12 protein-coding genes are annotated in these 18,059 nt (G+C 72.8%); 7 read left to right on the top strand and 5 right to left on the bottom strand.

Features of this window, described 5'->3' with window-relative positions; all coding sequences use genetic code 11:
- Nucleotides 1–7: 7 nt before the first annotated feature.
- From ACIQFX_RS13185 to ACIQFX_RS13175, 3 genes are read right to left on the bottom strand one after another with little or no spacing between them, the layout of a single operon-like run.
- On the bottom strand, nucleotides 8–1,579 hold the full coding sequence (locus tag ACIQFX_RS13185; protein WP_402461833.1) for a hypothetical protein: 1,572 nt from the start codon (nucleotides 1,577–1,579) through the stop codon (nucleotides 8–10).
- The gene (gene pelF / locus ACIQFX_RS13180; RefSeq protein ID WP_402461830.1) at nucleotides 1,576–3,132 is read right to left on the bottom strand and encodes a GT4 family glycosyltransferase PelF; all 1,557 of its coding nucleotides are present in this window, start codon (nucleotides 3,130–3,132) and stop codon (nucleotides 1,576–1,578) included. Before pelF ends, ACIQFX_RS13185 begins: the two co-directional genes overlap by 4 nt.
- A gap of 25 nt (nucleotides 3,133–3,157) precedes the next feature.
- Complete coding sequence (locus ACIQFX_RS13175) at nucleotides 3,158–5,269, bottom strand: hypothetical protein (protein ID WP_402461828.1); 2,112 nt, start codon at nucleotides 5,267–5,269, stop codon at nucleotides 3,158–3,160.
- Nucleotides 5,270–5,583: 314 nt separating this feature from the next.
- On the opposite strand from ACIQFX_RS13175, the gene ACIQFX_RS13170 reads away from it, so the two are divergent.
- From ACIQFX_RS13170 to ACIQFX_RS13145, 6 genes are all read left to right on the top strand, one after another.
- Nucleotides 5,584–7,089 carry a leucyl aminopeptidase gene (locus ACIQFX_RS13170; protein ID WP_402461825.1) on the top strand — a complete coding sequence of 502 codons (1,506 nt, stop codon included), beginning with the start codon at nucleotides 5,584–5,586 and terminating at the stop codon, nucleotides 7,087–7,089.
- Between the two features lie 290 nt (nucleotides 7,090–7,379).
- On the top strand, nucleotides 7,380–8,768 hold the full coding sequence (lpdA, locus tag ACIQFX_RS13165) for a dihydrolipoyl dehydrogenase (protein ID WP_141296013.1): 1,389 nt from the start codon (nucleotides 7,380–7,382) through the stop codon (nucleotides 8,766–8,768).
- A gap of 62 nt (nucleotides 8,769–8,830) precedes the next feature.
- Nucleotides 8,831–10,630: a 2-oxoglutarate dehydrogenase, E2 component, dihydrolipoamide succinyltransferase gene (gene sucB, locus ACIQFX_RS13160; RefSeq protein WP_402461822.1), complete on the top strand. Its 1,800-nt coding sequence runs from the start codon at nucleotides 8,831–8,833 to the stop codon at nucleotides 10,628–10,630.
- Nucleotides 10,631–10,758: 128 nt separating this feature from the next.
- Entirely contained in the window at nucleotides 10,759–11,382 is a 624-nt protein-coding gene (locus ACIQFX_RS13155; protein WP_402461819.1) for a GntR family transcriptional regulator, read from the top strand.
- 301 nt (nucleotides 11,383–11,683) lie between these two features.
- Entirely contained in the window at nucleotides 11,684–14,389 is a 2,706-nt protein-coding gene (gene aceE / locus ACIQFX_RS13150) for a pyruvate dehydrogenase (acetyl-transferring), homodimeric type (RefSeq protein ID WP_402461816.1), read from the top strand.
- 42 nt (nucleotides 14,390–14,431) lie between these two features.
- A complete protein-coding gene (locus ACIQFX_RS13145) occupies nucleotides 14,432–15,397 on the top strand; it encodes a helix-turn-helix transcriptional regulator (protein ID WP_402461813.1) in 966 nt (321 codons plus the stop codon).
- A 136-nt stretch (nucleotides 15,398–15,533) separates the two neighbouring features.
- Here ACIQFX_RS13145 and ACIQFX_RS13140 read toward each other — a convergent pair whose 3' ends face one another.
- Nucleotides 15,534–16,454, bottom strand: coding sequence for an SDR family oxidoreductase (locus ACIQFX_RS13140; RefSeq protein ID WP_402461811.1), 921 nt, complete (start codon nucleotides 16,452–16,454; stop codon nucleotides 15,534–15,536).
- A 98-nt stretch (nucleotides 16,455–16,552) separates the two neighbouring features.
- Here ACIQFX_RS13140 and ACIQFX_RS13135 point away from each other — a divergent pair, with 98 nt between their 5' ends.
- Nucleotides 16,553–17,074: a DUF4240 domain-containing protein gene (locus tag ACIQFX_RS13135; protein ID WP_402462828.1), complete on the top strand. Its 522-nt coding sequence runs from the start codon at nucleotides 16,553–16,555 to the stop codon at nucleotides 17,072–17,074.
- 75 nt (nucleotides 17,075–17,149) lie between these two features.
- Here the strand turns inward: ACIQFX_RS13135 and ACIQFX_RS13130 are convergent, their stop codons facing one another.
- Nucleotides 17,150–17,944 carry an SDR family NAD(P)-dependent oxidoreductase gene (locus tag ACIQFX_RS13130; protein ID WP_402461808.1) on the bottom strand — a complete coding sequence of 265 codons (795 nt, stop codon included), beginning with the start codon at nucleotides 17,942–17,944 and terminating at the stop codon, nucleotides 17,150–17,152.
- Nucleotides 17,945–18,059 lie beyond the last annotated feature (115 nt).

The raw sequence follows: 18,059 nt of genomic DNA, 5'->3' as shown, positions 1-18,059 counted from the left end.
GTCCCCCCTAGACGCGGTGGACGGTCGGTCGTACCAGCAGAACACAGCTCAGCACGGCCAGCAGCGCCGCCGCTCCCCCGGCCGCCGCCGGTCCCGCGGCGGCCGGCAGCGCGGTCTGGGCCGCCGCCGCGAGCAGGCAGACGGCGGCCGCGCTGAGCACCGCGCCGAAGGCCTGGAGCAGCAGGCCGAGCCAGAGGACGCTGCCGATCAGGAGCAGGGTGACCAGGCGCGGGAGCGTCGGCCAGGGGGCGTCCGGCCAGACGAGGGTGGCGGCGAGGGTGAGGGCGAGCAGGACGGTGAGGTAGCCGCCGAGGCAGAGGACGAGGGTGCCGGTGACCGCCCGGCGGAACTCCCGGGCCGTCGTGAGGGTCCGCAGCCGGGCGAGGCTCTCGTCCCTGAACCGGTGGAGCAGCCACTCGGCGGGGCCCATCGACAGGGTGAGCGCGATGACCGCCCCCGCCCCGCCGACCAGCGTGTCGTCCGCGCCCGCCCGGAGCACGAGCAGGCCGCTGCCGAGGCCGAACAGGCCGTACGGCAGCGAGACCGCCTGCGGGGGCCCGCCGCGCCCGCGCGCGCCCCGCCGCACGCCCGGCCGGAGCACGAGCGCGGCGCAGGCCGCGGACGCGGCCAGCGAGGCGAGGAGCAGACCGGCCCGCAGCGGGTCGGGCAGGTCCCAGCGGAACGCTGGCACCGCCCCGGCCAGCGGCGACAGGGCGCAGAGCAGGGCCCGTTCGCGACCCAGGACCAGGAGGACGGTCGCGGCGGCGAGGTACAGCGACTGGCCGGCCGCGAACACGGCGGCCGGGGTCTCGCCCGGCCCGGCGACGGCGAGGGCGACGGCCGTCCCGGCGAGCGCGCCCGCCGGTGCGCCGACGAGCAGCGCGCGGGCGGCGGCGGGCCGGTCGCCGAGGCCCAGCCAGGTGTACGCCCGGTGGGACAGGGCCTGGTTCCACACCCAGCCGGTGACGGCCCCGGCGAGGAGCGGGAGCGCCCCCGCGGGAAGCCCCGACCGGCCCTGCTCTCCGGCCAGGAGCGGCGCGGCGAGCACGTACGCCAGGCCTGGCAGGGCGAAGACGAGCCCCCGCAGCAGGCAGCCCGCGAGCTCCGAGTGCCAGGGGCCGCCCCGTCGCGCGGTCGGCTCCGGGTGGCGCCGCTCCACGCGCGCGTAGAGGTCCTCGGCGAGTGCGAAGGAGTCGGCGCGGCCGTAGGTGAGCCGGATGTGGTCGTCGGTCATGCCGTCGGACTCGAGGATCGCGGCGATCTCGTCCGGGTGCACGGCGACGGCGACGAAGCCGTCGAGCCGCTCGGCGAGTTCGTCGAGGGGATCCCCGGCGAGCCCGTCCGCGGGCGCGGTGTCGGAGGCGGGCGGGGGCAGGGTGTCGGGCGCGGTGTCGGAGGCGGGCGCGGGTGGGGTGTCGGGCGCGGGCGGCGCCGCGGGCGGGTGCGGGTGCGGGTGGGCGGCGCGTTCCGCGGGCCGCGGCGCGGTGCGTGCCGCCGGGTTCCCGCAGCGGCGGGGGCGCGGGATCGCGGGGAGCGGGGTCGTGGTCGCCGGGGGTTTCAGCCAGAGGGAGCCGCTCATGCCGGAGTGCCTCCTGGGACGAGGGCCGCGGGGGCACGGCGCGGGGCGGGGATGCTGAGGCGGAGGGGCGCGGGGGTGACGGTCGGCGCCGGGCGCGGCGGGCGGGCGCCCGCCAGTTCGCGGTAGATCTGGCGGAAGCCGTCCACCGAGCGGTTGAGGGTGAAGCGGTCGATGACGCGCTGCCGCGCCAGGCGGCCGAGTTCGGCGCGCCGGGCGCCGTCCCGGAGGAGTGCGGTGACGGCGGCGGCCATGACGGCCGGTTCGCGGGGCGGGACGACGATCCCGGTGTCTCCGACGGCCTCCCGTACGCCGCCGACGTCCGTGGAGACGGTGGCCCGGCCGCAGGACATGGCCTCGATGAGGGAGAAGGGGAAGCCCTCGCTGATGGAGGAGAGCATGACGACGCTTCCCGCGGCGTAGGCGGAGGGCACGTCGGAGACGCGGCCCTCGAAGGACACCCCGTCGGTGACGCCGAGTTCGGCGGCGAGCTTCTCCAGGCGGGTGCGGTAGTCCTCGTTGCCGGCCGGGACCGGGCCGAACAACCGGAGACGCAGTTCGGGCAGTTCGGCGCGGCAGATCGCGTACGCCCGGACCAGGGTCTCCAGGTCCTTGATGGGGTCGACGCGGCCGCACCAGCTGAGGGTGGGGGTCTCGGGTTCGGGTCCGGCCTCGGGGAAGAGGGCGGGGTCGACGCCGTTGTAGACGGTGCGGATGCGCTCGGCGGGGGCGCCGCCGCGCTCCTCCCAGCGCCGGTTGTACTGGTTGCAGGGGGTGATGAGGTCGGCCTTGACGTATCCGAGGGTGTTGAGCTCGCGGTAGAAGCCGAGCATGAGGGCCTTGACGGGCCAGCGCTGTGCTTCGGTGCGGTAGCCGAGGTAGCGCTCGCGGAGGTAGATGCCGTGTTCGGTGAGCAGGAAGGGCACCCCTTCGAAGTGCTGCGCGGCGAGCGCGGGCAGGGTGGCGAGACCGCTGGAGACGGCGTGGGCGACGCTGTCCTCGGCCAGCCTGGCGGCGAGCGGCCGCAGGGCGTGTTCCAGCAGGTCGGTGGCGGTGAGTGCGTCGTGGACGGTGGGCCGGGCCGCGCGCGTCGGCAGGTGCGGCATGGTCCAGATCCACATGAGGGAGCGGAGGGCCGGCTCGGAGCGGAGCGCGGCGGTCAGCCGCCCCTGCCGGGCGAGGGCGGCCAGTTCGTAGAGGCTCGCGCCGAAGTCGCGGCCCGCGTCGGGGTCGAGGAGGGCGAGCAGGAGCCCTTCGTACGCGTCGAGGAACAGGCGGCGTTCGCGCCCCCGCAGGGGCCGGCTCGCTCCGGTGAACAAGCCGGGGGCGGCCGGTCCCTGCGGGGGCCCCCAGAGGGGGTACGCGGTGTGCCGGGTGACGTTGGCCGGCAACTCCCAGGTGACGGGTTCGCGACCGCTGCCGGTGAGGGCGAGGATCTCGAAGTCGACCTCGGGCATGCCGCGGACGAGCTGGTCGCACCAGGTGCTGACGCCTCCGTGGACGTGCGGGTAGGTGCCTTCGGTGAGCATGGTGACGTGGCGGCCACGGCTCGGCATGTGCGTTCCCCCCAGAACGTGCTGGTCAGGCGGTCGGGAGCGTGAGTGTGACGGTGCTCTGGAGCGGTTCGGGCGTGGTCCAGGCGGAGCGGCTGCCGGCGTAGGGCGTGCCGAAGGCGGCGGTGCCGAGGAGGAGCCGCTTGCGGGTGCCCTCGGGGGCGGTGACGGGCGCGGTGACGCCGGAGGGGGCCTTGACGGTGACCGTGGTGCCGATGCGGTAGGCGGTGACCTTGCCGGCGGCGAGGGCCTGGTCCCAGGCGGTGCGGCGGCCCAGTTCGGTGCCGACGTCCCGCTGGGCCGGGTTGACCAGCGGCGCGTTGGGCGCGAACAGGCCCCGGTAGTCGGCGAGTACCCGGTCGAGGACCGGGTAGAGGAGTCGTTCCTCGGCGAGGTTGGACTGGTGCACGTAGTGCGGGCGGGGGTCGTTGTTCATCACGTGGGAGAGCGCGGTGCGGGCCTCCTGCGGGACGATCCGCTCGGCGTAGCCGGTGGCGGTGTCGAGGGGGGCGGGCAGGCAGGTGGAGGCCGGGTTGGACTCGCAGATGCCGCTGCCGCCGTCGGCGCGGGAGGTGTAGACCCAGTTGTACTCGTCGGCCATCTCTGCGGCCGTGCCCACGTTGTAGTACACGTTCATGGGGTGGCGGGGCACGGTCCGCGCGGCGCCGGAGCCGGTGCCGACCGCGCGCTGCTGCGGTTCGCGGGAGTTGTCGCTGCCGATCCACTTGACGCCGTTGTCCGCGAGGGCGCCGGCGAGGTGGGGGTTGTCGACGGGCTGCTGGGGCAGGGTCTTCAGACCGGAGTGCTCGCCGGTGACGAGTTCGCCGCGGTCGACGGAGATGCCCTTGCCGACGGCCCAGTTGTGGTTGTTGCGGATCTGTGCGGAGAGTTCGGAGCGGCTGACCCAGAGGGTGTTCCCGGCGGTGTCCTTCGCGCACTGCCAGGGGACGACGGTGTTGTCCTGGACGCATCCGAGGAAGGGGTGGGTGTAGGTGTGATTGATCCACCGGTACTGGGCGCGGTCGGCCACCAGCCGGTCGGTGAGCGGGTCGGTGCCGCCGTGTTCGGTCTTCCACTGCTCGCCCTGGCCGCCGTTGTAGACCATGTCGAGGGTGAAGCCGGAGGACTTCTGCCAGGCGGCGGCGTACTGCGCGTCGGCGACCGTCATGCGGATCGGGTTGACGCCCTCGCCCTCGTCGCCGACGCAGTCGAAGTCGCCGGGGGTGCAGTTGAGGGCGGTGTCCCAGCGGGCGTCGGGGGCGAAGACGTCGTCGACGTGGACGGAGAGGTAGTTGCGGCTCTGTCCGAGGTGGACGCCCTGGGTGAGCCATTCGACGATGCCGCGGGCGAGGGCCCGGAACTGCCGCTGGTACTGGTTGTAGGCGAAGGTGACGACGAGCTCGCGGCGTCCGTCGGCGGCGTACTCGCCGACGAGGCTGGCCCGGCCGCCGCCGGTGACGGGGATGTCGACGTAGCTGGTGTAGCCGGCCCGAGGGCGGCCCGCGTAGCCGTAACTCTCGCTGATCGCGGGGTCGTTGTCCTCGAAGGTGAGCGATCCGGTGAGGTAGCGGAAGGGGCCGGCCCGGCCGGCGGTGGTGACGCCGGCCGTGGTGCCGTCGAGGACGCCGGACCAGCCGCCCTGGTCGGTGTAGTCGAGGCCGACGCCGGGGTGCGACCAGGTGTAGGCGTCGACCTGCGGGATCCCGAAGGTCCGCTCGTACGTCTGGAGGGCGGTGTGCTCGGCGGAGCCGGGGCCGAAGGCGCTCTCGTGGGGCAGGACCACGCCCTGGTACTTGGCGCGGGGGCGGCCGTCGACCGTGTCGCTGAGGAAGGCCGCGTCGAGGACCGGCCGGTTCGGGTCGTCGAGGTCGATCGTGCGGTACGGGACGCCGGAGCCCTTGAGCTCGGCGGTGATCGCCTCGACCGCGCTGCCGCCGTCGTCGACGACGAGGACGGTGAGGTCGATCCGGGGCACGGGTGCGGCGACCGCCTGCGCGGACGGCACGACGGTGGCGAGCAGCGCGGCGGCCGCGAGGACCGCGAGCCGGGCGCCGCGGGGAGCGCCGGTACGGGGTGCGGGGCGGGCGCCGTGCGCGGCGCGGGGCGCGGTTCTGGGCATACGGATTCGGCCGGAGTCCATCGGGTGTGTCCCCCCTCGAACAGGTCAGCCCGGGCCGTCGTGGGATCGGGGGGACCTGTGGAGATGATGCAGATGGTGCAAAGGCGAGAGAGTCGTCCTTGCGGGAATGAGGCGAGTGTGGAGCAGCTCTCCGGGCCTGGAAGGTAAACATGAAAGAGACACCACGGATGAGTGAACCAACGCCGCCGTGAGCGAACCGGGCGAGCGAGCGTAGGCTCGTTCTCGGCCCTCTTCGGGCCGAAATACGATGAGGCGGGCACGGTCGGCCCATCCCTCGACCACCCCGAACCGAACGAAAGCGAGATTTCACCACCGTGACTGCTCTCACTCTCAGCACCGCCGGCGCGGCGACGCTGCGTGCCGACGCCCTCGTCATCGGCGTCGCGAAGTCCGGCAAGACGCTCGTCGTCGCCCCGGGCGCCGAGGCCGTCGACAAGGCCTTCGACGGCCGGCTCGCCGCCGTCCTGGAGACCCTGGGCGCCTCGGGTGCCGAGGGTGAGGCGACGAAGCTCCCCGCCCCCGCCGGCGTGAAGGCCCCGGTCGTCGTGGCCGTCGGCCTCGGCACCGCCCCCGAGGACGGCGAGTCGTACGGCTCGGAGGTCCTGCGCCGCGCCGCGGGTACCGCCGCCCGCGGCCTGACCGGCGTGAAGAAGGCCGCGTTCGCCCTGCCGATCGCCACCGCAGACGACGCCGCCGCCGTCGCCGAGGGCGCGCTGCTCGGCGCGTACTCCTACACCGCGTTCCAGGACACCACCGACGCGAAGAAGCCGCTGGCCGAGGTCGCCCTGCTCGGCGCCAAGCCCCGCGACAAGGCCTACAAGGCCGCCGCGGAGCGCGCCCTGGCCGTCGCCGAGGAGATGAACCGCGCCCGCGACCTGGTCAACATGCCGCCCAACGCGCTGACCCCGGCCACCTTCGCCGCCGCCGCCCAGGCCGCCGGCAAGGAGCACGGCCTCAAGGTCCAGGTCCTCGACGAGAAGGCGCTCGCCAAGGGCGGCTACGGCGGCATCCTCGGCGTCGGCAGCGGCTCCGTGAACCCGCCGCGCCTGGTCCGCGTCGCCTACACCCACCCGAAGGCGGAGCGGACCCTCGCCCTGGTCGGCAAGGGCATCACCTACGACTCGGGCGGCATCTCGCTGAAGCCGGCCGGCCACAACGAGACGATGAAGTGCGACATGGCCGGCGCCGCCGCCGTCCTGTCCACCGTCGTCGCCGCGGCCCGCATCGGCCTCGAGGTCAACGTCACCGGCTGGCTGGCGCTCGCCGAGAACATGCCGTCCGGCTCCGCCACCCGCCCGGGTGACGTGCTGAACATGTACAGCGGCAAGACCGTCGAGGTCCTGAACACCGACGCCGAGGGCCGGCTCGTCCTCGCCGACGCGCTGACGAAGGCCTCCGAGGAGCACCCGGACGCGATCGTCGACGTGGCGACCCTGACCGGCGCGATGGTCCTCGCCCTGGGCGACCGCACCTTCGGCATCATGGCGAACGACGACGACTACCGGACCGCGATCCACGAGATCGCCGAGGAGGTCGGCGAGCAGTCCTGGCCGATGCCCCTCCCCGCGGACCTGCGCAAGACGATGGACTCCCCCACCGCCGACATGGCCAACATGGGCGTCCGGATGGGCGGCGGCCTGATCGCCGGCCTGTTCCTGCAGGAGTTCGTGGGCGAGGGCATCACCTGGGCCCACCTGGACATCGCGGGCCCGGCCTTCCACGAGGGCGCCCCGTACGGCTACACCCCCAAGGGCGGCACCGGCTCCTCGGTCCGCACCCTGGTGAAGCTGGCCGAGCGCACGGCGGCCGGCGAGCTCTGAGCTCACCCGTGACAGGTACGGCCCCGGGCTGCGCGCCCGGGGCCGTACCTGTTCGCCTATTGTTCGCTCGCGACGAAATCCGTAGGTTCGTACGCCGCGCCGACCCCGCCGTACGGACGATCGGCCGTCTCAGAGCACGGCCCCGCGTCCCGCCGTCCGTCAACAAGTGCGAAGATGGGTTCTCGGCAGGACAGGGCCCCCACCACAGGGCCGAAATAAAGCGGCCGAACACCAGCCGCCGCCCGGTCATCGAAGACCGGCGACGAGCGCACATGCATGGAGGACGTGACGTGGCGAACGACGCCAGCACCGTTTTCGACCTAGTGATCCTCGGCGGCGGTAGCGGCGGTTACGCCGCGGCGCTGCGCGGAGCGCAGCTGGGCCTGGACGTCGCACTGATCGAGAAGAACAAGCTCGGCGGCACCTGCCTGCACAACGGCTGCATCCCGACGAAGGCCCTGCTCCACGCCGGCGAGGTCGCCGACCAGGCGCGCGAGGCGGAGCAGTTCGGTGTCAAGGCCTCTTTCGAGGGCATCGACATCAAGGGCGTGCACAAGTACAAGGACGACGTGATCTCGGGCCTGTACAAGGGTCTGCAGGGTCTCGTCGCCTCCCGCAAGGTGACCTACATCGAGGGCACGGGCCGCCTGTCCTCCCCGACCTCCGTCGACGTGGACGGCCGTCGCGTCGAGGGCCGGCACGTCCTGCTGGCCACCGGCTCCGTGCCGAAGTCGCTCCCCGGTCTGGAGATCGACGGCAACCGGATCATCTCCTCGGACCACGCGCTGACCCTGGACCGGGTCCCGGAGTCCGCGATCATCCTGGGCGGCGGCGTCATCGGCGTCGAGTTCGCCTCGGCGTGGAAGTCCTTCGGCACCGACGTGACGGTGATCGAGGGCCTGAAGCACCTCGTCCCGGTCGAGGACGAGAACAGCTCGAAGCTTCTTGAGCGCGCGTTCCGCAAGCGCGGCATCAAGTTCAACCTCGGCACCTTCTTCCAGTCCGCCGAGTACACCGACAGCGGCGTCAAGGTCACCCTGGCCGACGGCAAGACCTTCGAGGCCGAGGTGCTGCTGGTCGCCATCGGCCGCGGCCCGGTCTCCGCCGGTCTCGGTTACGAGGAGCAGGGCGTCGCGATGGACCGCGGCTACGTCCTGGTCGACGAGTACATGCGCACCAACGTGCCGACGATCTCGGCCGTGGGCGACCTCGTCCCGACGCTCCAGCTCGCGCACGTCGGCTTCGCCGAGGGCATCCTCGTCGCGGAGCGCCTGGCCGGCCTGAAGGCCGTCCCGATCGACTACGACGGCGTGCCCCGGGTGACGTACTGCCACCCCGAGGTCGCCTCCGTCGGCATCACCGAGGCCAAGGCCAAGGAGATCTACGGCGCGGACAAGGTCGTCGCCCTGAAGTACAACCTCGCGGGCAACGGCAAGAGCAAGATCCTCAAGACCGCGGGCGAGATCAAGCTCGTCCAGGTCAAGGACGGTGCCGTGGTCGGCGTCCACATGGTCGGTGACCGCATGGGCGAGCAGGTCGGCGAAGCACAGCTGATCTACAACTGGGAGGCGCTGCCGGCCGAGGTCGCGCAGCTCATCCACGCCCACCCGACGCAGAACGAGGCGCTCGGCGAGGCCCACCTGGCCCTGGCGGGCAAGCCGCTGCACTCCCACGACTGACGCTCACGTCATCACAGGGCGCGACGACCACTTTCCGCAATTCGTTAGGAGCAACTGAAACCATGTCGGTTTCCGTAACCCTGCCGGCGCTCGGCGAGAGCGTCACCGAGGGCACCGTCACCCGCTGGCTCAAGGCCGAGGGTGAGCGTGTCGAGGCCGACGAGCCGCTGCTCGAGGTCTCGACCGACAAGGTCGACACCGAGATCCCCGCCCCCGCCTCGGGCATCCTGGCCTCCATCAAGGTCGCCGAGGACGAGACGGTCGAGGTCGGCGCCGAGCTGGCCATCATCGACGACGGCACCGGCGCCCCCGCCCCGGCCGCCGCCGCCCCGGCCGCCGAGGCCGCTCCGGCCCCGGCCGCCGCCCCGGCCCCCGTGGCCGAGGCCCCCGCCGCCCCGGCGCCGGTCGCCGAGGCCCCGGCCGCGGCTCCGGCCGGTGCCGCCTCCGGCACCGACGTCGTGCTGCCCGCGCTGGGCGAGTCCGTCACCGAGGGCACCGTGACCCGCTGGCTGAAGTCGGTCGGCGAGACCGTCGAGGCCGACGAGCCGCTGCTCGAGGTCTCCACGGACAAGGTCGACACCGAGATCCCGGCCCCCGTCTCGGGTGTCCTCCTGGAGATCGTCGTCGCCGAGGACGAGTCCGCCGAGGTCGGCGCCAAGCTGGCCGTCATCGGTGCCGCGGGTGCCGCTCCGGCCCCGGCCGCCGCTCCGGCTCCGGCCGCCGCTCCGGCTCCGGCCGCGCCCGCCGCGGCTCCGGCTCCGGCCGCTCCGGCCGCTCCGGTCGCCGCCCCGGCTCCGGCCGCCCCGGTCGCCGCCCCGGCCCCGGTCGCGCCCGCCGCCCCGGTCGCCGCTCCGGCCCCGGTCGCCGCCGCCCCGTCGATCGCCCCGGCCGTCGTGACCCCGGTCCCGGCGACCCCCGCCCCGGCTCCGGCCGAGGACGGCGCGTACGTGACCCCGCTGGTCCGCAAGCTCGCCACCGAGAACGGTGTCGACCTGGCGGCCGTCAAGGGTTCGGGCGTCGGCGGTCGCATCCGCAAGCAGGACGTCCTCGCGGCCGCCGAGGCCAAGAAGGCCGCCCCGGCCCCCGTCGCCGCCGCTCCGGCCGCCGCGTCGAAGGCCCCGGCCCTCGAGGTCTCCCCGCTGCGCGGTCAGACCGTCAAGATGACCCGCATGCGCAAGGTCATCGGCGACAACATGATGAAGGCGCTGCACGGCCAGGCCCAGCTGACCTCGGTCGTCGAGGTCGACATCACCAAGCTGATGAAGCTGCGCGCCCGCGCCAAGGACGCCTTCGCCGCCCGTGAGGGCGTCAAGCTCTCCCCGATGCCGTTCTTCGTGAAGGCGGCGGCCCAGGCGCTGAAGGCCTTCCCGGTCATCAACGCCCGGATCAACGAGGACGAGGGCACGATCACCTACTTCGACACCGAGAACATCGGTATCGCGGTGGACTCCGAGAAGGGTCTGATGACCCCGGTCATCAAGGGTGCGGGCGACCTCAACATCGCCGGCATCTCGAAGAAGACCGCGGAGCTGGCCGGCGCCGTGCGCGCCAGCAAGATCACGCCGGACGACCTGGCCGGTGCGACCTTCACCATCTCCAACACCGGTTCGCGCGGCGCGCTGTTCGACACGATCATCGTGCCCCCGAACCAGGTCGCCATCCTGGGCATCGGCGCCACCGTGCGCCGTCCGGTCGTCATCAACCACCCGGACCTGGGTGAGACGATCGCGATCCGCGACATGACGTACGTCGCGCTGTCCTACGACCACCGTCTGGTGGACGGCGCTGACGCCGCCCGCTACCTGACGGCCGTCAAGGCGATCCTGGAGGCCGGCGAGTTCGAGGTCGACCTCGGCCTCTGAGCCGCGGTCGCAGGCCCTCCCCGAGGCGCAACGTAACGAGCCTCACCTGCGGCGCCCCCGTTCGGAAGTGTTTCCGGACGGGGGCGCCGCCGTATTGTCTAAGGGTCAACACTCCCCGAGGAGCCTTCATGACCGTCCCCGTCGTCCACTCGCTGCGCGAACAGATCCGCGAGCACATCGTGGAGGGGATCGTCAGCGGCCGCTGGAAGCCGGGGGAGCGGATCGTGGAGCGCCGGATCGCGACCGAGCTGGAGGTCAGCCAGACCCCCGTCCGCGAGGCGCTGCGCGAGCTGGAGTCGCTGCGGCTGATCGAGTCGGCGCCCAACAAGGGCGTCCGGGTCCGCAACCTCACCGCCGCGGACCTGGAGGAGAGCTACCCCGTGCGGGCCGGCCTGGAGCAGATCGCGGCCGAGCTGGCCGCGGGCCGGCTGGCGACCGACTGCTCGGCCCTGGAGCCGCACGTGGCGGCGCTCTACGAGGCGGACGCGACCTCCGACGGCACGGCGCAGGTGCGGCACACGGTGGCCTTCCACCGGGAGTTGGTGAAGGCGGCCGGGAACGGCGTCCTGCTGCACACCTGGGAGACGCTCGGCATCGAGGTCTTCACGGCCCTGTCGATCCGCTGGCTCGGCACGGTCCAGAAGTCGTACGCGGAGGAGCACCAGGAGCTCGTGGAGGCCTTCCGGCGGGGCGACCCGAACATCGGGGCCCTCGTGAAGGCCCATGTGCTCGGCTGCGCCCCGAGGGCCTGACCCACGGCGTGACGCACAGTGATCGGGTCCACCGTCCGGTGGGCCCGCTCATTCGTGCGCACTCCCCCTCAGACAGCGGGTCCCACCTGCGAAAACGGGGCGGAAACCAGGCACCGGGTGCCCTTTTCGCTGGCACCCTGTGCCGACTTTCTCGATCTGAAGAGGTTTTCCCCTTCAACCCTTTGATCGATCATCGATCGCCGGTTTACAGTCTTCGGCGGGCCGTCACCCGGCCCTTCGCCCTGTCCTGCCAGACAAGGCCCCCTTATCTCCACCCCCACCTGTCCGGAAGGCGGCGATCATGACCGATCCCGTAGGCAAGATTCCGAGCGAGCTCGACCAGCTCCCGGACCGTGACACCGAGGAGACCGCCGAGTGGGCGGCCTCCCTGGACGCCGTCACCAAGGCCGCCGGCCCCCACCGGGCCGCCTACCTGATGCGCCGCACGCTCCAGCACGCCGAGGGCGCGGGCCTCGCCCTGCCCAAGCTGCTGGAGACCGATTACGTCAACACCATCCCCACCTCCGCGGAGCCCTCGGTCGGCGAGTTCGGCGGCGACGAGGAGATGGAGCGGAAGATCACCGCGTGGAACCGCTGGAACGCGGCCGCGATGGTCACCCGCGGTTCCAAGTACGGCGTCGGCGGCCACATCGCCACCTTCGCCTCGGCGGCCTGGCTCTACGAGACCGGCTTCAACCACTTCTTCAAGGGCAAGGAAGCCGACGGTTCCGGCGACCAGCTCTTCATCCAGGGCCACGCCTCCCCCGGCATCTACGCCCGCGCCTTCCTCGACGGCCGCCTCACCGAGGCGCACCTCGACAAGTTCCGCCAGGAGTCCGTCGGCGAGGGCCTGCCCTCCTACCCGCACCCGCGCCGGCTGCCCTGGCTGTGGGAGTTCCCCACCGTCTCCATGGGCCTCGGCCCGCTCTCCGCGATCTACCAGGCGCGCTTCAACCGCTACCTGACGAACCGCTCCATCAAGGACGTCTCCGCGTCCCACGTGTGGGCGTTCCTCGGCGACGGCGAGATGGACGAGCCCGAGGCGACGGCGGCGCTCGCGCTGGCCGCCCGCGAGGGCCTGGACAACCTGACCTTCGTCGTCAACTGCAACCTGCAGCGCCTCGACGGCCCGGTCCGCGCCAACTTCAAGATCGTGCAGGAGCTGGAGGCCCAGTTCCGCGGCGCCGGCTGGAACGTCGTGAAGTCGCTGTGGGGCAACGCCTGGGACGAGCTGTTCGCGCTCGACACCACCGGCGCCCTGGTCCGCCGCCTCCGCGAGGTGCCGGACGCGCAGGTCCAGACGTACCAGACCCGCGACGCCGCCTACATCCGCCAGGACTTCTTCGGCAAGGACCCGGCGCTCGCCGCGATGGCGCAGCTGCTGAGCGACGACAAGATCCTGGAGTGCTTCCACCTCTCCCGCGGCGGCCACGAGCCCCGCAAGGTGTACGCCGCGTACAAGGCCGCCGTGGAGTTCAAGGGCGCGCCGACGGTCATCCTCGCGCAGACCGTCAAGGGCTTCACCCTCGGTGAGGGCTTCGCGTCGAAGAACGCGAACCACCAGATGAAGAAGCTCTCCACCGACGAGTTCAAGAACATGCGGGACCTCCTCGAACTCCCGATCTCGGACGCGCAGTTCGTCGACGGCCAGGTGCCCTACGGCCACCCCGGCGCCGACTCCCCCGAGGTCCGCTACCTCCAGGAGCGCCGCGCGGCCCTCGGCGGCCCGGCCCCGGCCCGCCGCACCCACGCGCTCGCGCCGCTGCCGGCCCCGGCCGACAAGTCGTTCGCCGCGTTCGACAAGGGCTCCGGCTCGCAGTCGATGGCCACGACGATGGCGTTCGTCCGCCTCGTCAAGGACCTGGTCCGCGACAAGGAGACCGGCAAGCGCTGGGTCCCGATCGTCCCGGACGAGGCCCGCACCTTCGGCATGGAGTCGCTCTTCCCGTCGCTCGGCATCTACTCGCCGAAGGGCCAGACGTACGAGCCGGTCGACCGCGACCAGCTGATGTACTACAAGGAGGCCAAGAACGGCCAGATCCTCAACGAGGGGATCACCGAGGCCGGTTCGATGGCCGACTTCATCGCCGCGTCCACCGCGTACTCCACGCACGGTGAGGCGATGATCCCGTTCTACATCTTCTACTCGATGTTCGGCTGGCAGCGGACCGCCGACCAGATGTGGCAGCTCGGCGACCAGCTCGGCCGCGGCTTCCTCGTCGGCGCCACCGCCGGCCGCACCACCCTGACCGGTGAGGGCCTCCAGCACGCCGACGGCCACTCGCCGGTGATCGCGGCCACCAACCCGGCGGCGCTGACGTACGACCCGGCGTTCGCCTACGAGGTCGCGGCCATCGTCAAGGAGGGTCTGCGCCGGATGTACGGCGAGGCCGCCGAGGGCGAGGACCAGAACGTCTTCTACTACCTCACGGTCTACAACGAGCCGATGCCGCAGCCGGCCAAGCCGGCCGGGATCGACGAGGGCATCGTCAAGGGCCTCTACCGCTTCAACACGGCCGAGTCCGCCGGTGTCGACGTGCCCGCGAACGCCTCGCGCATCCAGCTCCTCTCCTCCGGCACGGCCATCCACTGGGCCCTGGAGGCGCAGAAGCTGCTCGCCGCCGAGTGGGGCGTGGCCGCCGACGTGTGGTCCGCGACCTCCTGGACGGAGCTGCGCCGCGACGCGCTGGAGGCCGACGCGGCCCTCCTGCGCGGCGAGGAGCGGGTGCCGTACCTCCGCAAGGCCCTGGAGGGCATCGACTCCCCGGTCCTGGCGGTCTCCGACTACATGCGCCAGGTCCCCGACCAGATCGCGCAGTGGGTCGAGCAGGACTGGTCCTCGCTGGGCGCCGACGGCTTCGGCCTCTCGGACACCCGCGACGCGGCCCGCCGCCACTTCGGCGTCGACGCCCAGTCGATCGTCGTCGCCGCCCTCGCGCAGCTGGCCCGCCGCGGCGCGGTCCGCGCGACGGCCGTGAAGGAGGCGCGCGAGCGCTACGGCCTGTAAGGGCCCTCACCCCGTGAGGCGGGCGGCACGCATGATGGAGTCATGCGTGCCGCCCGCCTCATCAAGTTGGTCCTGCTGCTCCAGTCCCGCCCGTCCATGACGGCGGCCGAGCTGGCCGCCGAGCTGGAGGTGTCGGAGCGCACCGTCACCCGGGACGCGCTCGCGCTGTCCGAGGCCGGGGTGCCGGTGTACGCGGACCGCGGGCGGACCGGCGGCTACCGCCTGGTCGGCGGGTACCGCACGCGCCTGACGGGGCTCGCCCGCGGCGAGGCCGAGGCGCTGTTCCTGTCGGGGCTGCCGGACGCGCTGCGCGATCTGGGCCTCGCGGACGCGGCCTCGGCGGCCCGGCTCAAGGTGTCGGCGGCACTGCTGCCCTCGCTGCGGGACGCCCCCGACGCGGTCGGCCGGCGCTTCCACCTGGACGCGCCCGCCTGGTACCAGGAGCCGGAGACCCCCGAGCTGCTGCCCCCGGTGGCCGAGGCCGTCCGGGAGGACCGGTGGATCTCGGCCCGCTACCGGCGCGGGGACGCCGAGGAGGTGGAGCGGGAGCTCCAGCCGTACGGACTCGTCCTCAAGGCGGGCGTCTGGTACGTCTGCGCGCGCTCCGGCACGGCCTTCCGCACCTACCGGATGGACCGCTTCACCGCCGTCGCCGTCTCCGACGAACACTTCACCCGCGACGAGGACTTCGACCTGGCGGCCTTCTGGACCGAGCGCTCCGCCGACTTCGCCCGCTCCCTCCTCCGGGCCGAGGTCGTCGTACGGCTCTCCGCCGCGGGAGCCCGCAGGCTGCCGCACGTCACCGACCGCGCGGCCGCCGAGCGGGCACTGGCGGCCGGAGCACCGGACGCGGACGGCCGGGTGACCGTGACGCTCCCCGTGGAGAGCGAGGACGTCGCCCTCTCCCAGCTGCTCTCGCTCGGCCCCGAGGCCGAGGTACTGGCCCCGGCCTCCCTCCGCGAGCGCTGCGGCGAGGCCGCCCGGGGCCTGGCGGCGCTGTACGCCTGACGTACGGGACCGGCCGCGCTGCCCCTCGTACGTACGGGACCGGCCGCGCTGCCCCTCGTACGTACGGGACCGGCGCGCTGTCCCCCGTACGTACGGGGCCGGCCTGGCTGTCCCCGTACGCCTTGAGACGGCCGCCCTACCGGTAGTCGGCGACGTCCGGCTCGCCCGTCTCGCCGGCGATGATGAAGCCCCAGGCGTCCGGGCGGGAGCCGTCGGCGTCGGTGAAGCCGTACTCCCGCGCGAGCTGCCCGCTGGAGAGGGAACCGCCGTTCCAGCGGTGCCGGTCCGGGTCGGCGGCGAGGGCGGCGACGGCGCGGCCCACGTAGACCGGGGACTCGGAGATCGCGAAGTCGGGGGTCTTCCCGACGGCGTCGCGCCAGTTCTCCTCGGTGACGCCGAACGCGGCGAGCATCTGCTCGGAGCGCAGCCAGCCGGGGGTGAGGGCGACCGCCGTGCCGCCGTGTTCCGCCAGTTCCTCGCCGAGGCCGAAGGCCATGCGGAGGGGGGCGTTCTTGGCGAGGTCGTAGAAGAGGTTCTCGCGGAAGCGGGTGCCGTTGTACTCGGCGGTGCCGTCGGTGACCTCGACGACGAGCCCGCCGGGGTGGCGGATCAGCAGCGGCAGCGCGGTGTGCGAGGTGATGGCGTGGGTGCGCACGCCGAGTTCGAGCATGCGGAGGCCGCCCGCGAGGTCGTTCTCCCAGGTCCTGCGGCCGAAGACGAGCAGGTGCTCGCCGCCCCACACGTCGTTGACGAGGACGTCGAGACGGCCCCGCTCGCGGTCGATACGGTCGACCAGGGCGCGGACCTGGTCGGGTTCGAGGTGGTCGGTGGGGACGGCGACGCCCTCGCCGCCGGCCGCCGTCACCAGTTCGGCGGTCTCCTCGATGGTCTCGGTCGCCCGGCCGACCTCGCTGAGGTGGTCGCGGGTGGTGCGCCCGGTGACGTAGACGGTGGCTCCGGCGGCCCCGAGCTGGACGGCGATGGCCCGTCCGGCGCCCCGGGTGGCCCCGGCGACCAGGCAGATCCGTCCGCGCAGTGGTGTGGTCTCAGTCGTCATGGCGCCAGGCTGACAGGAAAGCCCGACATCCTCTGTCCGGATTCGTTTCGGGGTTTCCGGGTGCGTCGCACTCGCCGGGGCAGGATGCTGGTCCCGTGATGGACGAGACCGCGTTCTGGGAGATCATCGACGCCAGCCGCGTGGCCGCCGACGGCGACCCCGAGGAGCAGGCCGACCTGCTCGTGGAACGGCTGACGGGCCTGGACCCCGACTCCGTGCTCGACTACGCGCGCCACTTCGAGGCCCGCTTCAACCGCGCGTACCTCTGGGACCTGTGGGGCGCGGCGGCCGTGCTGTTCGACGGGGCGGGCGACGAGACCTTCGACTCGTTCCGGTGCTGGCTGATCGGCCAGGGCCGGGAGGTGTACGAGGGGGCCGTGCACGATCCGGACGCGCTCGCGGAGCTGCTCGGCGACTTCGACCTGGAGATCGACGGGGACGGCGAGGAGATCGGCTTCGCGGCGGACGAGGCGTACGAGGCGCTGACCGGCGCCGAGACCCCGGACCTGGGGATCCCGGTGCCGGGCGAGGACCCCCTGGGCACGCCGCTCGACCTGAACGACGACGACGCGCTCTCGGCCCGTTTCCCCCGGCTGTGGGAGCGCTTCGGGGCGGTGTAGCAGAGATCCCGGAGGAGGGTTCCGGGATCCCCGCCCGATGACCGGAGCGGTGGGCGGCGACGGCTCCGGGTGGGCTCAGAAGTGGGTGCCGCCGTCGACGCGGACCTCGGTGCCGGTGATGAACTTCCCGTCCTCGCAGGCGAGCATCGCGACGACGCCGGCGACGGTCTCCGGGCCGGCGAAGCCCTGGCCGAGGGCGGGGGCGAGCTTCGCGAAGAGGGACCAGTCGGTGTCCTCGGGCAGGCCGGGACCCGCGGACTGCTTGCTGGCACCGCTGCCGTCGGTCATGCCGGAGGAGATGGAGCCGGGCTGGACGGCGGTGAAGCGGATGCCCTGCTTGGCGTACTCGGCGGCGAGCGCGTGGGTCATGGACTGGATGCCGCCCTTGCTGGCCGCGTAGGCGGACATGTAGGGGTGGGCGAACATCGCGGAGGTGGAGGAGAAGTTCACGACGGCGGAGCCCTCGCCCTCCAGGAGGGCGGGGATCGCCTCGCGGATCACGAGGAAGGTGCCGGTGAGGTTGATCCGGATCACCTGCTCGAAGGAGTCGAGGCTCGTCTCGTGGGTGTGCGAGGAACGCAGGATGCCGGCCGCGTTGACCAGGACGTCCAGGCCGCCCAGCGCCTCGACGGCGGCGGCGACGCCGGCCCGTACGGAGGCCTCGTCGGCGACGTTCAGGACGACGGTGGTGAGGCGGTCGGCGGCCTCGCCGGCCTTGGCGACGGTGTCCTTCAGTCCGTCCTCGCTGATGTCGGCGGCGACGACGCGACCGCCCTCGGCGAGCATGCGCAGGACGGTGGCCTGGCCGATGCCGGAGCCGCCGCCGGTGATGAGGGCGCGGCGTCCTTCGTAACGGGTCAGGTGGTTCATGGCGGCAACCTCTCGATGTCAAGCATTCAATAGAACGCTGACACCGTACGCCTGGATGGCACGTTTTGCCATACCTGCACGTTGTGCACTCCAGGCCCTCCCGGGCGTACGCTTC

The sequence above is a fragment of the Streptomyces sp. NPDC093089 genome (genome assembly GCF_044754405.1).
Lineage (GTDB): Bacteria > Actinomycetota > Actinomycetes > Streptomycetales > Streptomycetaceae > Streptomyces.
Note: the sequence above shows the minus strand (reverse complement) of the source record. Positions and strands in the feature narration are given on the sequence as shown.

Bases quoted from the DNA above. Each gene is read 5' to 3' on its own strand.
- ACIQFX_RS13185 (WP_402461833.1), bottom strand. From the start codon at position 1,579: ATGAGCGGCTCCCTCTGGCTGAAACCCCCGGCGACCACGACCCCGCTC.
- ACIQFX_RS13175 (WP_402461828.1), bottom strand. From the start codon at position 5,269: ATGGACTCCGGCCGAATCCGTATGCCCAGAACCGCGCCCCGCGCCGCG.
- sucB (WP_402461822.1), top strand. From the start codon at position 8,831: ATGTCGGTTTCCGTAACCCTGCCGGCGCTCGGCGAGAGCGTCACCGAG.
- ACIQFX_RS13130 (WP_402461808.1), bottom strand. From the start codon at position 17,944: ATGAACCACCTGACCCGTTACGAAGGACGCCGCGCCCTCATCACCGGC.
- aceE (WP_402461816.1), top strand. From the start codon at position 11,684: ATGACCGATCCCGTAGGCAAGATTCCGAGCGAGCTCGACCAGCTCCCG.
- ACIQFX_RS13155 (WP_402461819.1), top strand. From the start codon at position 10,759: ATGACCGTCCCCGTCGTCCACTCGCTGCGCGAACAGATCCGCGAGCAC.
- ACIQFX_RS13140 (WP_402461811.1), bottom strand. From the start codon at position 16,454: ATGACGACTGAGACCACACCACTGCGCGGACGGATCTGCCTGGTCGCC.
- pelF (WP_402461830.1), bottom strand. From the start codon at position 3,132: ATGCCGAGCCGTGGCCGCCACGTCACCATGCTCACCGAAGGCACCTAC.
- ACIQFX_RS13145 (WP_402461813.1), top strand. From the start codon at position 14,432: ATGCGTGCCGCCCGCCTCATCAAGTTGGTCCTGCTGCTCCAGTCCCGC.
- ACIQFX_RS13135 (WP_402462828.1), top strand. From the start codon at position 16,553: ATGGACGAGACCGCGTTCTGGGAGATCATCGACGCCAGCCGCGTGGCC.